Source organism: Polynucleobacter asymbioticus (genome assembly GCF_018687575.1).
GTDB lineage: Bacteria > Pseudomonadota > Gammaproteobacteria > Burkholderiales > Burkholderiaceae > Polynucleobacter > Polynucleobacter asymbioticus_C.
This window is the reverse complement of the sequence record NZ_CP061297.1, coordinates 1,235,259-1,249,225: the sequence shown is the minus strand read 5'-3', so window position 1 is coordinate 1,249,225 and position 13,967 is coordinate 1,235,259. Positions and strand designations below refer to the sequence as shown.

General features: G+C 42.2%; 17 protein-coding genes and 1 tRNA gene. 8 read left to right on the top strand and 10 right to left on the bottom strand.

What is annotated here, in order from left to right:
• Positions 1–843: 843 nt before the first annotated feature.
• Both AOC19_RS06210 and AOC19_RS09390 read right to left on the bottom strand, forming a co-directional pair.
• Positions 844–990, bottom strand: coding sequence for a hypothetical protein (locus AOC19_RS06210; RefSeq protein ID WP_215374909.1), 147 nt, complete (start codon positions 988–990; stop codon positions 844–846).
• Between the two features lie 60 nt (positions 991–1,050).
• Complete coding sequence (locus AOC19_RS09390) at positions 1,051–1,245, bottom strand: ribbon-helix-helix domain-containing protein (RefSeq protein ID WP_215374906.1); 195 nt, start codon at positions 1,243–1,245, stop codon at positions 1,051–1,053.
• Positions 1,246–1,334: 89 nt separating this feature from the next.
• On the opposite strand from AOC19_RS09390, the gene AOC19_RS06200 reads away from it, so the two are divergent.
• Positions 1,335–1,874 (top strand): hypothetical protein, encoded by a 540-nt coding sequence (locus AOC19_RS06200; RefSeq protein ID WP_215374903.1) that lies wholly within the window; start codon positions 1,335–1,337, stop codon positions 1,872–1,874.
• Here AOC19_RS06200 and AOC19_RS06195 read toward each other — a convergent pair.
• A complete protein-coding gene (locus AOC19_RS06195) occupies positions 1,866–2,381 on the bottom strand; it encodes a hypothetical protein (protein ID WP_215374901.1) in 516 nt (171 codons plus the stop codon). The two genes, AOC19_RS06200 and AOC19_RS06195, sit on opposite strands and share 9 nt — an antisense overlap.
• 167 nt (positions 2,382–2,548) lie before the next feature.
• Entirely contained in the window at positions 2,549–2,848 is a 300-nt protein-coding gene (locus AOC19_RS06190) for a hypothetical protein (RefSeq protein ID WP_215374898.1), read from the bottom strand.
• Positions 2,849–3,008: 160 nt separating this feature from the next.
• Between AOC19_RS06190 and AOC19_RS06185 the strand changes: the two genes are divergently transcribed.
• Both AOC19_RS06185 and AOC19_RS06180 read left to right on the top strand, forming a co-directional pair.
• Complete coding sequence (locus tag AOC19_RS06185) at positions 3,009–3,743, top strand: hypothetical protein (protein ID WP_215374895.1); 735 nt, start codon at positions 3,009–3,011, stop codon at positions 3,741–3,743.
• Positions 3,744–3,754: 11 nt separating this feature from the next.
• The gene (locus tag AOC19_RS06180) at positions 3,755–4,006 is read left to right on the top strand and encodes a hypothetical protein (protein WP_215374892.1); all 252 of its coding nucleotides are present in this window, start codon (positions 3,755–3,757) and stop codon (positions 4,004–4,006) included.
• A 12-nt stretch (positions 4,007–4,018) separates the two neighbouring features.
• Here AOC19_RS06180 and AOC19_RS06175 read toward each other — a convergent pair whose 3' ends face one another.
• Positions 4,019–4,474 (bottom strand): hypothetical protein, encoded by a 456-nt coding sequence (locus AOC19_RS06175; RefSeq protein WP_215374889.1) that lies wholly within the window; start codon positions 4,472–4,474, stop codon positions 4,019–4,021.
• A gap of 124 nt (positions 4,475–4,598) precedes the next feature.
• Between AOC19_RS06175 and AOC19_RS06170 the strand changes: the two genes are divergently transcribed.
• A complete protein-coding gene (locus AOC19_RS06170) occupies positions 4,599–5,267 on the top strand; it encodes a recombinase family protein (RefSeq protein ID WP_215374886.1) in 669 nt (222 codons plus the stop codon).
• Here the strand turns inward: AOC19_RS06170 and AOC19_RS06165 are convergent.
• Positions 5,251–5,586: a hypothetical protein gene (locus AOC19_RS06165; protein ID WP_215374883.1), complete on the bottom strand. Its 336-nt coding sequence runs from the start codon at positions 5,584–5,586 to the stop codon at positions 5,251–5,253. The two genes, AOC19_RS06170 and AOC19_RS06165, sit on opposite strands and share 17 nt — an antisense overlap.
• 500 nt (positions 5,587–6,086) lie before the next feature.
• Between AOC19_RS06165 and AOC19_RS06160 the strand changes: the two genes are divergently transcribed.
• On the top strand, positions 6,087–6,659 hold the full coding sequence (locus AOC19_RS06160; protein ID WP_215374880.1) for a hypothetical protein: 573 nt from the start codon (positions 6,087–6,089) through the stop codon (positions 6,657–6,659).
• Positions 6,660–6,773: 114 nt separating this feature from the next.
• On the opposite strand, the gene AOC19_RS06155 is transcribed toward AOC19_RS06160, so the two are convergent.
• Positions 6,774–6,850, bottom strand: a tRNA-Met gene (locus AOC19_RS06155).
• Positions 6,851–7,102: 252 nt separating this feature from the next.
• Between AOC19_RS06155 and AOC19_RS06150 the strand changes: the two genes are divergently transcribed.
• The 3 genes from AOC19_RS06150 to radA are packed head-to-tail and all read left to right on the top strand — an operon-like array spanning position 7,103 to position 10,863.
• The gene (locus AOC19_RS06150) at positions 7,103–8,947 is read left to right on the top strand and encodes a potassium transporter Kup (RefSeq protein WP_435367690.1); all 1,845 of its coding nucleotides are present in this window, start codon (positions 7,103–7,105) and stop codon (positions 8,945–8,947) included.
• Positions 8,944–9,453 carry a hypothetical protein gene (locus AOC19_RS06145; RefSeq protein ID WP_215374874.1) on the top strand — a complete coding sequence of 170 codons (510 nt, stop codon included), beginning with the start codon at positions 8,944–8,946 and terminating at the stop codon, positions 9,451–9,453. The genes AOC19_RS06150 and AOC19_RS06145 overlap by 4 nt, the downstream gene beginning before the upstream one ends.
• Before the next feature lie 45 nt (positions 9,454–9,498).
• Positions 9,499–10,863, top strand: coding sequence for a DNA repair protein RadA (gene radA / locus AOC19_RS06140; RefSeq protein WP_215374871.1), 1,365 nt, complete (start codon positions 9,499–9,501; stop codon positions 10,861–10,863).
• 12 nt (positions 10,864–10,875) lie between these two features.
• On the opposite strand, the gene prmB is transcribed toward radA, so the two are convergent.
• Genes prmB through dapD form a run of 3 tightly spaced genes read right to left on the bottom strand, consistent with a single transcriptional unit; the run spans position 10,876 to position 13,797 of the window.
• Positions 10,876–11,772, bottom strand: a complete 897-nt coding sequence (gene prmB / locus AOC19_RS06135) for a 50S ribosomal protein L3 N(5)-glutamine methyltransferase (RefSeq protein ID WP_215374868.1) — start codon at positions 11,770–11,772, stop codon at positions 10,876–10,878.
• A 36-nt stretch (positions 11,773–11,808) separates the two neighbouring features.
• Positions 11,809–12,960, bottom strand: a complete 1,152-nt coding sequence (gene dapE / locus AOC19_RS06130; protein WP_215374865.1) for a succinyl-diaminopimelate desuccinylase — start codon at positions 12,958–12,960, stop codon at positions 11,809–11,811.
• Positions 12,961–12,969: 9 nt separating this feature from the next.
• Positions 12,970–13,797: a 2,3,4,5-tetrahydropyridine-2,6-dicarboxylate N-succinyltransferase gene (gene dapD, locus AOC19_RS06125; RefSeq protein ID WP_015421440.1), complete on the bottom strand. Its 828-nt coding sequence runs from the start codon at positions 13,795–13,797 to the stop codon at positions 12,970–12,972.
• Positions 13,798–13,967: the final 170 nt, after the last annotated feature.

Here is a 13,967-nt window from a genome sequence, read left to right as displayed (position 1 = left end):
TCTTTTTCTCCCCTTAAGAGATATTTACGAATCTCTTATGAAAATTATCAATAATTCACCTAATCAAATTGAATTTGTATTAGCTCTAAGTCAAATTAGGAAGCAGAGCTCACATTTATTACCAATAAACAATTCATTTATTAGATTAGACCTTTTAAATCTCATCATGTTGTATGAGTTAGAGGGTAAAGAGCTAACCTTTAAACACATTTATACAAGCGTTAACCATAGTGATATCGGTGTTAGAAATCACGTTATGAAATTAAAGGACAGTGATTGGATAACAATCTCAGAATCAAAGGAAGACGGTCGAAAGAGGGTGATTTCACCTACCAATAAGCTTCATCGTAGTTATGAACAGCTTAATGAGTCCTTAAATAGCTCAATCTAGCTCAGATGTTTTTAAGACTGCTATTCCTATCACTCGCTTTTGTATCTTTTTCTTCAAGATCAAATCCAATTGACGAATGGAAGCTAACAATCGGTGGAAGTTATAAAAACGCTCATACGATTAATAACGAGGATTCTGAGCTAGGTATTACGTGTAAAGATATTTGTTTCTATTATGTGAATCCAAGCGTGAATTGTAAAAAGGACAGTGAAGATTTAACCCTCCTACTTACCTCAGCTGGGAATACTTTAGTAGTCAAAAATAAATGTATTCAACATGAAAGTGCTTACTTTTATGTGTTGGATAGTTACGAGGAGATCACCGAGCTGCTTAAGACGAATGGTCGAGTCTTTTTGGTTAACGACTTAATTCAAAAGCCTAAAAGTCGTGTGGTTAGCCATTCTATGAGTGGATTTGACTCGATTGTTGAAAAGTACTTTAAGAATCCCTAGTTAAATGACGACCACAAGCGCTTTACTACCTTGGGTCTGAGAAACGGTAAACGATTGGTTCTGGGATTTCTTGATCAAATCGATCAGCTTCTCTTTTGATATCGACATTCCCGTTTTTTGAACCTGCTTGGCTAATTGATCCGACATTCTTTTCTTCCTTTTGCTTTTTCTTCTTATTAAATTCGACCCACTCTAAAAATCCCATCATCAGTAAAGTTCCTTTCTGACTCTCGAAAAGCCCTCTGGATTGTTGAAATGCTCGTTATAAAAGCGTTTTAAAGCGTATCTAATGATTTCACTTCTGTTGTAACCCAGTCGATTACATAAAGAATCGAATCTCTTAACAAAATCTTCTGTAGTTCTGATTCCTAAAATTTGATTTCTATTTAAGACCTTTGTCAAAGCCCCTCCTTGTGTTTTTGATGGTATTTCTATTTAGTTAATTTTTAACGTAAGTAATTCGGTGAAATAAATAGATCACAGGAGGAAGTATGAAAAATAAGCTATTAGCTCAAGGAAAGATGTTTCGGTTATCTACGACACCAATATCTAAGGTGGAATTGAAACAGTTAATCAAAACTGGTCGAACAGGTGAACTGTACGAGAGTCTTAAAACAACGAGAAACAACGAAAACGATCTCTACGGCTTTTATCAAGTCGAAGGAAAGCCCTCGTTTGAAATAAAAGTGAACCAAGCTCCTATCGGTCTTAAAGAGGCTCTATTAACGGACTATGAAAGAACTTATCTTCCGATTCTTGGTTCATCTAGGAAAAAGACGGGTACAGAAGAATTCTTTTATGTTTCAGAAAGTGGGTTTAAGAACGGAAATTCAGAGCTAGAGTTTGATGGAGACTTTGAACCTAGTGAACTTAAGTTTCAGTACAAAAGATTCGGGTTATTTAATGGAACAATCTTTACGATCATTAATCCTCTCTACATGAACCAGTATTTCAACTACATCTGGAACTGGTCTAGCTTTAGTTCAGACTACATCATCAGTACTCGCGGAAAACTTCATAGACTAAATTGATTTACCTTTTAGGATATAACTAATCCAGTCTATAGTTTGATCAGGCTTTATTCTTTCAACATCAACTGATTGAATAGTTTTAATGGAATTTAAATCTTTCTTAATTTTCCTTTTTAAGTCATTTTTATCAATAGACCAAAAACGATAGACTTGAGATTTTCTGATTGGTATTAACGAGTGTATGTGATGTGGTTTATGTGACCGTGAAACTCTATAGAATGGAGAATCATCTTTCTCGTAATAAAAGAACTCCTCAAAAGGTATAGCTAGTTCTTGGTTTTTTTGGTTTGGTTCAATTGCTCGTCTAATTTTTTGTAGAACTCTGGTTTTATATTCAGAACACCATTTATCTGGTCTAGCTACTTTCCCGCCGGACTTAAAAACTACAGTCATAGTAAATAGTTCCCATTCATCAGTTTTAGATTGAAACCAATCAGACCAAGCTTTAGTTAGTTCAGTTTTAGTCGGGTAGATTTGTTTCCACGGTTCTAGATATTCAGGTTTCATTCAATTCTTTCTATTTCAGTATTTTTTGACAAAGTAAGGTCATACCCCTTCTCGAAGTGGTTCTTTAATTTCAAGTTGTAAAGTGAGCTTCAGACTAGGGGATCATGTCCATCTATTAGTCCAAAACTCACTCAGGTAAAACGACCGTAAAACTATTTATAAAAAAATTAATGTAGGTTTTCGTATCCTGGGTCATATGGAAGTTCATCTACAGAAAAAACCATATGTTCAAAAATAAACATCGAGGAAGGTAGCCTTCCTTTTTGGGTATCTTCAAGAAGTTCTTCATAAGCTACTAGATACGATTCGGAAAGAGGCTTTCCATCAAGTACAAAGTCATGAAGAAACTCGACTAATAATTTTTCATAATGGTCTCTCTTGGTTTTTATCTCACTTAAAAATCTGTGTTTCCGTTCAAATTCTTCCTGTTCGTAATCTGGATTGAAGTATTCAGTTAAATTTCCCATGTTATTAATCCTATAAGTAAAATTTATTAAAAATATGATTTAAAACAATGACTTACATCGTTTAATTCATATCTCTATTATTTCAGAAAAGTGAATTAAATCAGAGTATGTGATTAAATGAGTTATTTAAAGTGTTATGAATATTTGTTATATTTTGGGTATGAAAAAGAATAAAAATTCCATCCAGAGAAACTTTCCCTATCAACACCCCACATTTGGTCGTGTAACAAAGAAAAAACATCCAGATTCTTGGAAAAAGACTGTCTATTACTGGTGGTGGTCTTATTTGAAGAGAAATCAGGAATACTTGAAGTGTTGTGAATCTGAAGGATCGGGGAAGCTGAACAAGCTTTATCAAGATTTTGGGGACGTTCGATCGGATGATTTTCAGAAGTGGTGGTCTGAAGGTGATCGAGGGGCTAATCTATTCTCGAACCCTGTAGCCCAATCAACTGTTCGAGTACTAGAGGTTGGGGATGTTGTTACTGGAGAAAATCAGCTAACAATCAGTTTTCCACTTTCCCTCCCTAAAAGACACTTAAAGAAGCGATTGAATGACTTATTGATAAAACACCATAAGGGTCAGCGTGGTGTTCAACAAGCAAAAAATAGTAAAGCCAAATATCAATTCAAGGGTCAGCCAAACTTCGAGGGTCTAGAAAGGGCTTTAAAGGTTTATGACCATTTAGAGTGGCTGAAGCTAAAGGGAGTTAAGAAGCCATACTGGAAGGTGGCTATGGATTTAGATATCCTGAGAGATAAAGAGCGTTTAAAACCTAACGATCCACCAAGAGAGGCTGAACTAAAAAGAAGAATAATCACAGCTATCATTGGAAGGCTCAAGAAGAAAGCTTCCTTATCTGTTCAAAATGTAGGTAAAGGTTTATTCCCTTAAAAGGATTAGATATGAATGAATTTAATTTTGAAGTAATTTCTAAAAAAAATGATGAAGAATTAAAAGAAATTCTTAGTCGACTATCTTTAGAGCCAATAATTAACGACTTTGTTCAACACAGAGCGATTATTCAAGCGATGGTAATAAATCAAATACTTTTTCAAAGGCACATTGATGGTGTAGAAAAGAGGGCTCGGATAGGACAGTGGATATCAATGGGTATAGCTGTTTTGGCTCTATTGAGTCCGATTTGGTTGAGCTAAAGACTAGTTTAATTAACTGAAAATTTTTATTTGAATCCAGCTTGAAAAATCATCAATTGAGTATTTTAGGCTTGATGAACTACCGGTTTTAAAATTAACTAGAGGTATTGGGGTTCCCCCAAATTCGTCAACACCCCACTCAGCCTCTCCCCATCCTCGCTCTCTTATTTCAATTGAATTTGAACCTTCGGTTTGAGAATTTGAATTCCTGACAGCGTGTTTCAGAGAGTTTGAGGCTTCTCTTATGGAGTTAAATGTCTTCACCTCAACAGCCAATTTATTTTTGAAGTCTACTTCATTTAGACTGTTTGGATTGTATTTGTTCTCATAAGACATATGACTAACCATTGAATCTAGTGACCAAACGGCTAAAACAGTTCTCTGAAAAGAATTTGGGTTTTCAAGAAACTCATCAATCGTTGGTTTTACAACTAAATTCCAAAAGTCTTCACAAGGTATATTTTTCATAATTAAAGTAAGTCTATCAATATTACAAATTGAAGGAAAGATGTATCTAACCAACAATCGTTGTTGTCTTTAATTCGAAAACCATCAATAGTTCGTCTCGATCGATTTTTGAAAAGGGCTAAAAATGGCTGTTTATGGTTATGTTCGGGTTTCAACGATTCAACAGGCTAATGAGGGTGATTCACTCGAAGCCCAAATTAAGCAAGTTACTAGTTACGCTTTGTCGAGAGGCTTAAGCCTTGAAGAGAGCTGTGTATTTGTCGAGAGAGGGGTTAGTGGTGGACTTGAATTTAATAGTCGACCTGAGGGCTCGAAATTGCTTGATGTAATTCAGTCGGGTGACATTTTAATTTTCCCAAAGCTCGATAGAGGCTTCCGTAACACACGAGATGCTTTGAATACGCTTCATTTACTCAAGGAGCGAAACTGTAGTGTCCATTCAATTGACCTTGGAGGGGATGTCACTGGAAACGGTGTTGGGGCTATTATTTTCACAATCCTTTCAGCTTTTGCTTCCTTCGAACGAGAAAGAATTGCTTCACGAATAAGCGAAGTGAAGCAAATGAGAAAAAGTCAGGGTTACTTCGTTGGTGGTCGACGAGGGTTTGGATTTAATGTGGTTAAGGGTAAAAAGGTTCCCAACCTTAAAGAACAAAAGTTAATAGCTGAAATGAAAAAGAAAAAAGCCAACGGTGAATCAATGTTGGCTATTCATAGGTGGCTTAACGGTGAAATGGATATTAAGCTGAACTATTCCTCGATGAGAGCCTTACTAGTTAATCCTCACCCTTAACAACAGCTCGTTGTTTGATGAAAGCGTAATAGAGGAATCCCAATCCAACAACACACCCAATACCTTTGAAGATGGCTCTAAAAAATTCTGGTGTATTGCTTGTTGTATCTCGAATAGCGTTTGCTTCTTCAAGTGAAATCATCAAGTAGCCTGAAGCTACGAGAATGATGGCTGAAATAATTATCTGAACAATAATTGTTTTGATGAATTGAATAATTTTCTCTGATCCAGTTTCATCTTTCGATCTGTAAAAAGCTAGATCTATGGATGAGCCAATTAATAGTAGGCTCAACATTCCGAGGGTGATTAAAATCCACATGATTTAGAGTCCGTTTATTTTTTGTATATGAATGGTGGTAGGGTGGGTGTCAGGTAGATGTATAGATCGTTTGACTCAACCTCGAATCCTAGATATTTTTGTTCCTTGGTACCTAGATCCAGACATCGAGCCCCCTCTGTTTTACTAAACTTTACGACTTCACACGAATAGCCACCAAATAGAAATTTGTTGTCCTTAATATCAATGGACCCCATAAGGGTTCCAGTATTCTCAACAATTTTTTGTAATCCTCAGCCATTTTGTCGTTTGAATTTTCTTTAAGGTAGTTCATCCACTTTTTAAGACTCTCAGAGGATGTTGTTTTTTCCGTATCCAATTTCCATGTTCCCGTTAAGTCGATGGGACGATTACATCCACCTAATATGAGTAGGAGGCTGGTTAAAGCTATGTAAAGATGGATTTTTCTCATGGATGAATTAGATTTAATTTTTAGTAACAAAGTTATTATGATTGAAGATTAACCAACTATCCACCTGAATATGTTCAAGGTCTCAAGCTCTTTTATTGGTAGCTTCAAGCTCGGTGACAACATTCACTACAACCTTGATGTTTTGAGGGCTCTTTATATTTCGAGAGAGGGTCTCCCAGTTCAACAAAAAGGGTTTCTTGAGAAGCCGATAACCGTAATTCTTGTTTCCATTTGTGAAGCCATAATTTATGACTTTATTGGTAGGTCAAAACTTTTTACTCGAGAGGGTATTGACGGATTATCGAGTGAAAATTTGGAGAAGTTGAGGAATAGAAAGTCCTATAACATGGATAAAAAGATTAAGTTAATCGAGGAGCTTAATCTTCTACAAACAAGCGACCCCAATGTTTATAACTATCTTGGAAAGCTGGTGAGCCTCCGAAATCGTATTCATATTCAAAACGAAAACCAGAATCTTGAGATAGATGAGATGAACGCCTTTACGGTACCCAGAAGGGTTGAGGCTGAAAAAATGCTTGAGTTACTAATGAAGAGGCTTGGAACACTTTATCCACGACCCCCACATATAGTCATGTCTCAATTCGTAGATGATTTTGAGCTACCTTGGAAAGCTCATTTTTAGCTTAAAACCATATGAACATTGGGCTGGCTGTTCAAACAAAAAAGCACCAAAGTTTTAACTTTAGTGCTTTTCGGACCTTCAGAAACCAAAAAACCCTTTGAAATCAAGGGTTTGTGGTTGCGGGGGCAGGATTTGAACCTACGACCTTCGGGTTATGAGCCCGACGAGCTGCCAGACTGCTCCACCCCGCGTCTGAAGCTGAGATTCTACCATTTTTTAGGGGTCTCTGTCGAGATATACCTTTAAATAGAGCTGAAATATGCGGTTTTGAAGTGTAAATATCACTCCCGAGTCAGGCTGCATAAGGAGTAACATATTGCCGTGCAACATCACCTTAAGGTTTTGAGATGTCCATTAGCAATCCAGAATTTTCTAGTTCCACTCTTTTGAATCCAGTTGAGGTTCATGGATCAGGTGGCGAGCATAAAAAAAGCCTCGGCGTAATGATGCTTGCGGCAATTGGTGTGGTCTTTGGCGACATCGGTACTAGCCCACTCTACGCCCTGAAAGAATGTTTCGATCCTCATCATGGGATCGCATATACACCTGAAGCTCTCTTTGGCGTCATCTCCATGATGATCTGGGCTCTCATTTTGGTGGTGACAGTGAAGTACGTTCTGTTCGTGATGCGTGCGGATAACAAAGGGGAGGGTGGCGTTCTCTCATTAATGGCTCTGGCTCTGCGTTCATTTGATAGCAAGTCAAAGAGTTACTTCTTCTTCATGATTATCGGTATGTTGGGCGCCTGTATGTTGCTGGGCGAATCTGTCATTACGCCAGCAATTTCTGTTTTATCTGCCGTTGAAGGTATTGAGATTGCGGCGCCTGGCCTAAGTAAATTTGTTATCCCGATTTCATTAGTGATTTTGGTTTGCCTATTTCTGATCCAAAAATTTGGGACCGCTGCTGTTGGTAAGTTGTTTGGCCCAATCACTTTGGCTTGGTTTTTAACTCTTGCTGCCTTAGGCATTATTAATATTGGTGATGCACCAGAGATTGTTGCTGCATTCAATCCTTGGTATGCCATGAACTTCATCATTGAGCACCCAACTACCGCTTATATCGTGATGGGTGCTGTCGTTTTGGTTGTCACTGGTGTCGAGGCTTTGTATTTAGATATGGGTCACTTCGGGCGCACTCCAGTTCGTTATGCTTGGTTGCTGATTGTGTTACCTAGTTTATTAATTAATTATTTAGGTCAAGGCGCCTTACTTCTGTCGAATCCAGAGGCTGTTAAAAACCCGTTTTATTTGATGGTGCCGGATTGGGCTTTATGGCCAACAGTAGGTTTGGCAACGGCAGCTACTGTGATTGCCTCGCAGGCGGTTATTTCTGGAGCTTATTCGCTGGTGAGTCAGGCGATCTTGCTCGGCTTTATGCCGCGTATGAATATTCAGCATACTTCTGATTCTGAGCAGGGGCAGATTTATATCCCGATAGTGAACTGGGCCTTACTCTTTATGGTCGTAGTCACCATTATTGAGTTTAGGGAATCAGTCAATCTAGCGGCAGCTTACGGTATTTCTGTGACATCAACGATGTTGATTACTACCATCTTATTGGCCGTGGTGATGTTCCGTGAGTGGAAGATGAACATCATATTAGTCAGCGTAATTACAGCCTTATTTTTTGTTGTTGATATTGCTTTCTGGACCGCGAATTTAATTAAGATTAAAGATGGTGGTTGGTATCCATTGGCTTTGGGCTTATTGTGCTTTACCTGCCTGATTACTTGGTATAGAGGTCGTCAGATTCTGCGCCAGCGCGCAATGGAAGAGGGCATTCAGTTGGGTAGCTTCATTGAGTCCCTACTGAAGCATCCGCCACATCGGGTTGAGGGTACTGCAGTATTCCTCACAGCGCACGTTGATTACTTGCCAGTATCTTTCTTGCACAACCTGAAGCACAACCATGTTCTGCATGAGCGAGTCTTCTTCTTGAAGGTCAGTATTTGGGACGTGCCTTATGTTAGCGATGAAGAGCGCATCACTATGAAGGACCTTGGTGGCAATATCCATGTGGTACGTGCTATCTATGGCTTCAAAGAAACTCCAGACATGGGTTCCATTATTGATCTCATCGAGAAGACCTTTGGCATGAAGTTTGATTTAATGAATACCTCATTCTTCTTATCGCGCGATACGATCGTTCCATCAGCAATTCCGGGTATGGCAATTTGGCGTGAACGTCTCTTCTGTTGGATGTACCAAAATGCCGGCCGCCAATCTGACTTCTTCAAGATCCCTGCTAATCGTTTAGTTGAGCTCGGCGCAAAGGTAGAGATTTGAGAAAGTCTGTCACCTTGCGCACCCTGTTCTCCCTGGGGGCATTCCTTGTGGTTTGTTCCTTCAGCAATTTGGTGCTAGGTACCCCTGCTGAAGAAGCGCAGCTAGAGCAGCTTGACAAGATTGAGGGTCAGCTCGAATTGCAGCGCGATTGGGCTAAATACCGCTGGGATAAAAAGAACTCTGAGTGCTATCAAAAGTATTGGGTGAATAGCTGCTTGAGGGATGCTCGTGCAGAGTATCGTAAAGAGATTGATCCCATTCGTGCGCAGGAAGTGGAGTTGCATGAAGTACAGCGCAAGTTGCGCGCCAGCATTAAGGATCAGCGTGATGCCGCTAAGATCGCTGAACGCGCTTCTGCTGAAAAAGCTGCTGAGCGCTCAGCCAATCAAAAAGAATTTGAAGAAAAGCAAAAAGCAGCAGCTGCTCGCGCAGCCGATGTGGAGCAACGCCGCAAAGATGCGCCTAAGCGTGCTCAAGAGAACAAAGCGGGCACACAGCTCGATTAATTGATTTTTACTGCTGCACCCACTTATTAATTACTAGGTAACACTTTGGCCAAGATTAAAACAATCTATATCTGTCAATCCTGTGGAGGCACCTCTGCTAAATGGCAAGGGCAGTGCCCTTCATGTCAGGCGTGGAATACGCTGGAGGAGGGCTTGCCGGAGGTGAGTTCGAATCCCCGCTTTCAAGGTCTGGCGCAGTCACTTCCTCGTCAAAAGCTCTCCGCTATCAGCGCAGAAGATCTTCCACGCTTTAGTACTGGCGTAGAGGAGTTTGATCGCGTACTGGGTGGTGGATTGGTTCCTGGCGGAGTCGTTTTATTGGGTGGTGATCCCGGCATTGGTAAATCGACCTTATTGCTTCAAGCACTCGCTGAGATGAGTGCTGCTGGCATGAATGTTCTTTACAGTAGCGGTGAAGAATCTGCTGCACAAATCGCTTTACGTGCAAAACGTATCGCATTGGATGCGCCCCAATTAGAAGTACTCGCAGAGATACAGCTAGAAAAGCTTCTATCCATCATGGATACGGTGAAGCCGCAGGTCTTAGTGGTGGACTCCATTCAGACCTTGTATTCCGAGGTACTGAGTTCTGCTCCAGGTTCTGTGGCGCAGGTAAGGGAGTGTGCTGCGCAATTAACGAGAGCTGCTAAATCCAGCGGTATCTGTGTATTGATGGTGGGTCACGTGACTAAAGATGGCCACTTAGCTGGTCCTCGCGTGCTTGAGCATATTGTGGATACCGTTCTCTATTTTGAGGGTGATACTCACTCTTCATTTAGATTGGTACGCTCCATTAAAAATCGCTTTGGCGCAGTCAATGAGCTGGGCGTATTTGCCATGACCGAAAAAGGTCTACGTGGCGTTGCTAATCCCTCAGCGATTTTCCTATCTCAGCATGCGGAGATGGTGCCTGGTGCTTGTGTGTTGGTTACACAAGAAGGTAGTCGTCCACTCTTGGTAGAGATTCAGGCGCTCGTAGATACTGCGCATATTCCGAATCCACGCCGTTTGGCCGTTGGTTTGGAGCAGGCGCGCTTGGCAATGCTCTTAGCGGTATTGCATCGTCACGCAGGTGTCGCCTGCTTTGATCAAGATGTCTTCTTGAATGCCGTTGGTGGCGTGAAGATCTCAGAGCCGGCAGCTGACTTAGCAGTGCTGTTAGCAATCCAATCTTCTATTCGTAATAAAGCGCTTCCAAAAGAGTTAATCGTATTCGGAGAGGTTGGTTTGGCTGGAGAGATTCGTCCCTGCCCACGTGGTCAGGAGCGCCTGAAAGAAGCAGCTAAGCTTGGCTTTACTGTGGCCATCATTCCGAAGGCCAATATGCCGAAGACAAAGATTCCAGGATTAAGAGTGATACCAGTAGAGCGTATTGATCAAGCCATCTCTGCAGCAGCTGAGCTGAGCTAAAGCAACAAAAACTTAGCGTAAGTCTTCCGCTTGAATGAGTAGTACTTGCTCATCACCCGCAGATACTTCCATCCAAATCACGGGGATCTGTGGAAACGCTTTTTTAAAGTGCTCATACTCATTGCCGATCTCAATCAGAATGGCGCCACGTTCGGATAGATAGTCAGGCGCGCCAGCAATAATCTTGCGGATCAGATCCATCCCGTCATCACCTCCAGCCAATGCGAGAGCGGGCTCTGCATGGTATTCAGCGGGTAGGGCATTCATGGAGTTGGCGTTGACGTAAGGCGGGTTACAAATAATGAGATCAAAGAGATTATCTTCATGGGGTTCTGGTAATGCATCCCATAGATCACCTTCAAAGAGTTCTACTTGTGAAGTGAGGCCATGACGATCCAGATTGCGGGAGGCCACTGCTAATGCAGGCAGGCTGATATCACAAGCACTCACATGAATATCAGGGCAAGCTAATGCTAATAAAATCGCTAGAGAGCCATTGCCGGTACAAAGGTCTAGGGCTTTACCATCCGCTGGTAGCCAAGGCTCTAGTGAGCCATCAACGATTAACTCGGCAATCCAAGAACGAGGAACAATACTTTGCTCGCTGGAGAAAAATGGCACACCCATCAACCAAGCTTCACCCAAAATATAGGCCAAAGGCTTGCGTGTAGAAATACGGGTGTGTGCAACCTCAAATGCTTTGGCAATTTGCTCCACAGTCATGACTTGCTCTAGATGATCAAGTGCATCTGCAGGACTCAGATCCAATTGCTTACTAGCAATCCATAGAGCCTCGCTCCCAGCATCAACTGCACCATGCCCGTAATGTAAATCCGCTGCTTCTAGTCGTTGGGCAATTTGATCAATGCATTGATCAAGCGTCAGAGATTGCTGGGGCGCAGGGTCCATTAGAAATTGGTAAGAGAGGTGATTGGCTAAATACGCTTAAGCAACGAGTTGCTCGAGAGTCTTGCGGAAGATATTTTTGAGTGGCACAACATCATCCACGATCACGCACTCATCAATTTTGTGACTTGTTGCATTGAGTGGACCAAACTCCACAACCTCTTTGCAGATCTTGGCAATGAAGCGGCCATCACTTGTACCGCCAGTGGTGGAGAGTTCTGTATCGATTTTGGTTTCTGCTTTAATGGCTTTGCGCAGAGCGCCTGCTAGTTCGCCATCGCCCGTAATAAATGGACTGCCACCTAAGACCCAGTCAATCTCAAAGTCGAGACCTGCAGCAATCAGAATTGCCTCTAGACGGCTACGTAATTCTTCTGGCTTACTCTCAGTAGAGAAGCGGAAGTTGAAATCCACAGCCAGTTCACCAGGTATGACATTGTTTGCGCCAGTGCCGGCATGAATATTGGAAATCTGAAAACTAGTAGGCTGAAAGTATTGATTACCTTTATCCCACTCAGTCTCTACCAGTGCTTGAATCGCTGGTGCAGAAATATGAATCGGGTTCTTACCAAGGTGAGGGTAGGCGATATGTGCCTGAATACCTTTAACTCGAAGCTTGCCTGAAAGTGATCCACGGCGACCGTTCTTAATCATGTCGCCCAGCTGGTCAACTGAAGTCGGCTCACCAATGACGCAATAATCTAAACGCTGCCCTTGCTTTTGCAAGCGCTCGCACATGATGACAGTGCCATCGTTAGCCGGACCTTCTTCATCACTGGTAATCAAAAAGGCAATGGAGCCTTTGTGATTGGGATGAGTGATGACGAATTCTTCTGTAGCCACAACAAATGCTGCGAGAGAGGTTTTCATATCCGCAGCGCCACGACCGTAGAGCATGCCATCCCGAATGGTGGGGGTAAATGGATCATTGGTCCATTTTTCCAGTGGACCGGTTGGCACAACATCGGTATGGCCGGCAAACATCAAGACTTCACCTTGATCTCCGGCGCTACCTTTTTTGATTGCCCACAGATTGGTGACCTGAAAACTCTCAGGACCACTAATCACACTCTCAGTATGAAAACCAATTGCTTGAAGACGCTTGGCGATGAGCTCCTGACAGCCTCCGTCCGCTGGCGTTACCGAGCGGCAGGAGATGAGGGCTTCAGTTAACTCAAGGGTAGAGCTCATAGCTTTGGCTTAATCGCGCAAGAGTTCGTTAATGGCAGTCTTTGCTCTAGTTTGAGCATCCACCTTCTTTACAATGATCGCAGCGTAGAGGCTGTACTTGCCACAAGCAGAAGGAAGGGAGCCTGGCACCACAACAGAGCCTGCTGGAACGCGACCGTAATGGATCTCACCGGTTTCACGATCGTAGATCTTGGTGCTTTGACCAATGTATACGCCCATTGAGAGAACAGCGTTTTCTTCAATAACTACGCCTTCAACGACTTCAGAGCGGGCGCCAATAAAGCAGTTATCTTCAATAATGACTGGGCCAGCTTGGATTGGTTCCAAAACACCACCAATGCCAACACCACCAGAAAGGTGAACGTTTTTACCGATTTGGGCGCATGAACCTACAGTTGCCCAGGTATCCACCATGGTGCCTTCGCCTACATAGGCGCCAATATTGACGTATGAAGGCATTAAAACGGCATTTTTGCCAATAAATGAGCCACGGCGAGCCATTGCAGGGGGAACTACGCGGAAGCCGCCATTGGCGAAGTCTTCAGCGGTGTAGTTCTCGAACTTGCTAGGCACCTTGTCGTAGAACTGGGTATAGCCACCAGCGCCCATGGGCTTGTTGTCTTCCAGGCGGAAAGACAGCAAAACTGCCTTTTTAACCCACTGGTTCACTTCCCATTTGCCGACGCTACGGCGCTCAGCTACGCGAATGCTGCCCGTATTCAGGCCCTCGAGAACGGCGTTCACGGCGTTACGGATTTCCCCGGAAACAGCCTCCGGAGACAGGTTTGCGCGGTTTTCCCAGGCTTGTTCGATGATGCTTTGTGGTGATTGGCTCATGCTTTTCAGTTAACTATCAGATTGTTAAGGGGTTTTGCCCCTGGAAGTAGATTAATCATTATATCGGTGGGGCAAAAACCCGTGTGAGGAGCCCCAAGCTTGCTATCATCTTCCCACTTTAGTAATAATTTTTACCCCCTTATTTGAACCCCTTTTTTCCCTGCAAAGTA

Excerpts from the sequence above, each read along its gene's own strand:
- AOC19_RS06210 (WP_215374909.1), bottom strand. The coding sequence starts at position 990 with ATGTCGGATCAATTAGCCAAGCAGGTTCAAAAAACGGGAATGTCGATA.
- AOC19_RS06200 (WP_215374903.1), top strand. The coding sequence starts at position 1,335 with ATGAAAAATAAGCTATTAGCTCAAGGAAAGATGTTTCGGTTATCTACG.
- AOC19_RS06195 (WP_215374901.1), bottom strand. The coding sequence starts at position 2,381 with ATGAAACCTGAATATCTAGAACCGTGGAAACAAATCTACCCGACTAAA.
- AOC19_RS06190 (WP_215374898.1), bottom strand. The coding sequence starts at position 2,848 with ATGGGAAATTTAACTGAATACTTCAATCCAGATTACGAACAGGAAGAA.
- AOC19_RS06185 (WP_215374895.1), top strand. The coding sequence starts at position 3,009 with ATGAAAAAGAATAAAAATTCCATCCAGAGAAACTTTCCCTATCAACAC.
- AOC19_RS06180 (WP_215374892.1), top strand. The coding sequence starts at position 3,755 with ATGAATGAATTTAATTTTGAAGTAATTTCTAAAAAAAATGATGAAGAA.
- AOC19_RS06175 (WP_215374889.1), bottom strand. The coding sequence starts at position 4,474 with ATGAAAAATATACCTTGTGAAGACTTTTGGAATTTAGTTGTAAAACCA.
- AOC19_RS06170 (WP_215374886.1), top strand. The coding sequence starts at position 4,599 with ATGGCTGTTTATGGTTATGTTCGGGTTTCAACGATTCAACAGGCTAAT.
- AOC19_RS06165 (WP_215374883.1), bottom strand. The coding sequence starts at position 5,586 with ATGTGGATTTTAATCACCCTCGGAATGTTGAGCCTACTATTAATTGGC.
- AOC19_RS06160 (WP_215374880.1), top strand. The coding sequence starts at position 6,087 with ATGTTCAAGGTCTCAAGCTCTTTTATTGGTAGCTTCAAGCTCGGTGAC.
- AOC19_RS06150 (WP_435367690.1), top strand. The coding sequence starts at position 7,103 with ATGATGCTTGCGGCAATTGGTGTGGTCTTTGGCGACATCGGTACTAGC.
- prmB (WP_215374868.1), bottom strand. The coding sequence starts at position 11,772 with ATGGACCCTGCGCCCCAGCAATCTCTGACGCTTGATCAATGCATTGAT.
- dapE (WP_215374865.1), bottom strand. The coding sequence starts at position 12,960 with ATGAGCTCTACCCTTGAGTTAACTGAAGCCCTCATCTCCTGCCGCTCG.
- dapD (WP_015421440.1), bottom strand. The coding sequence starts at position 13,797 with ATGAGCCAATCACCACAAAGCATCATCGAACAAGCCTGGGAAAACCGC.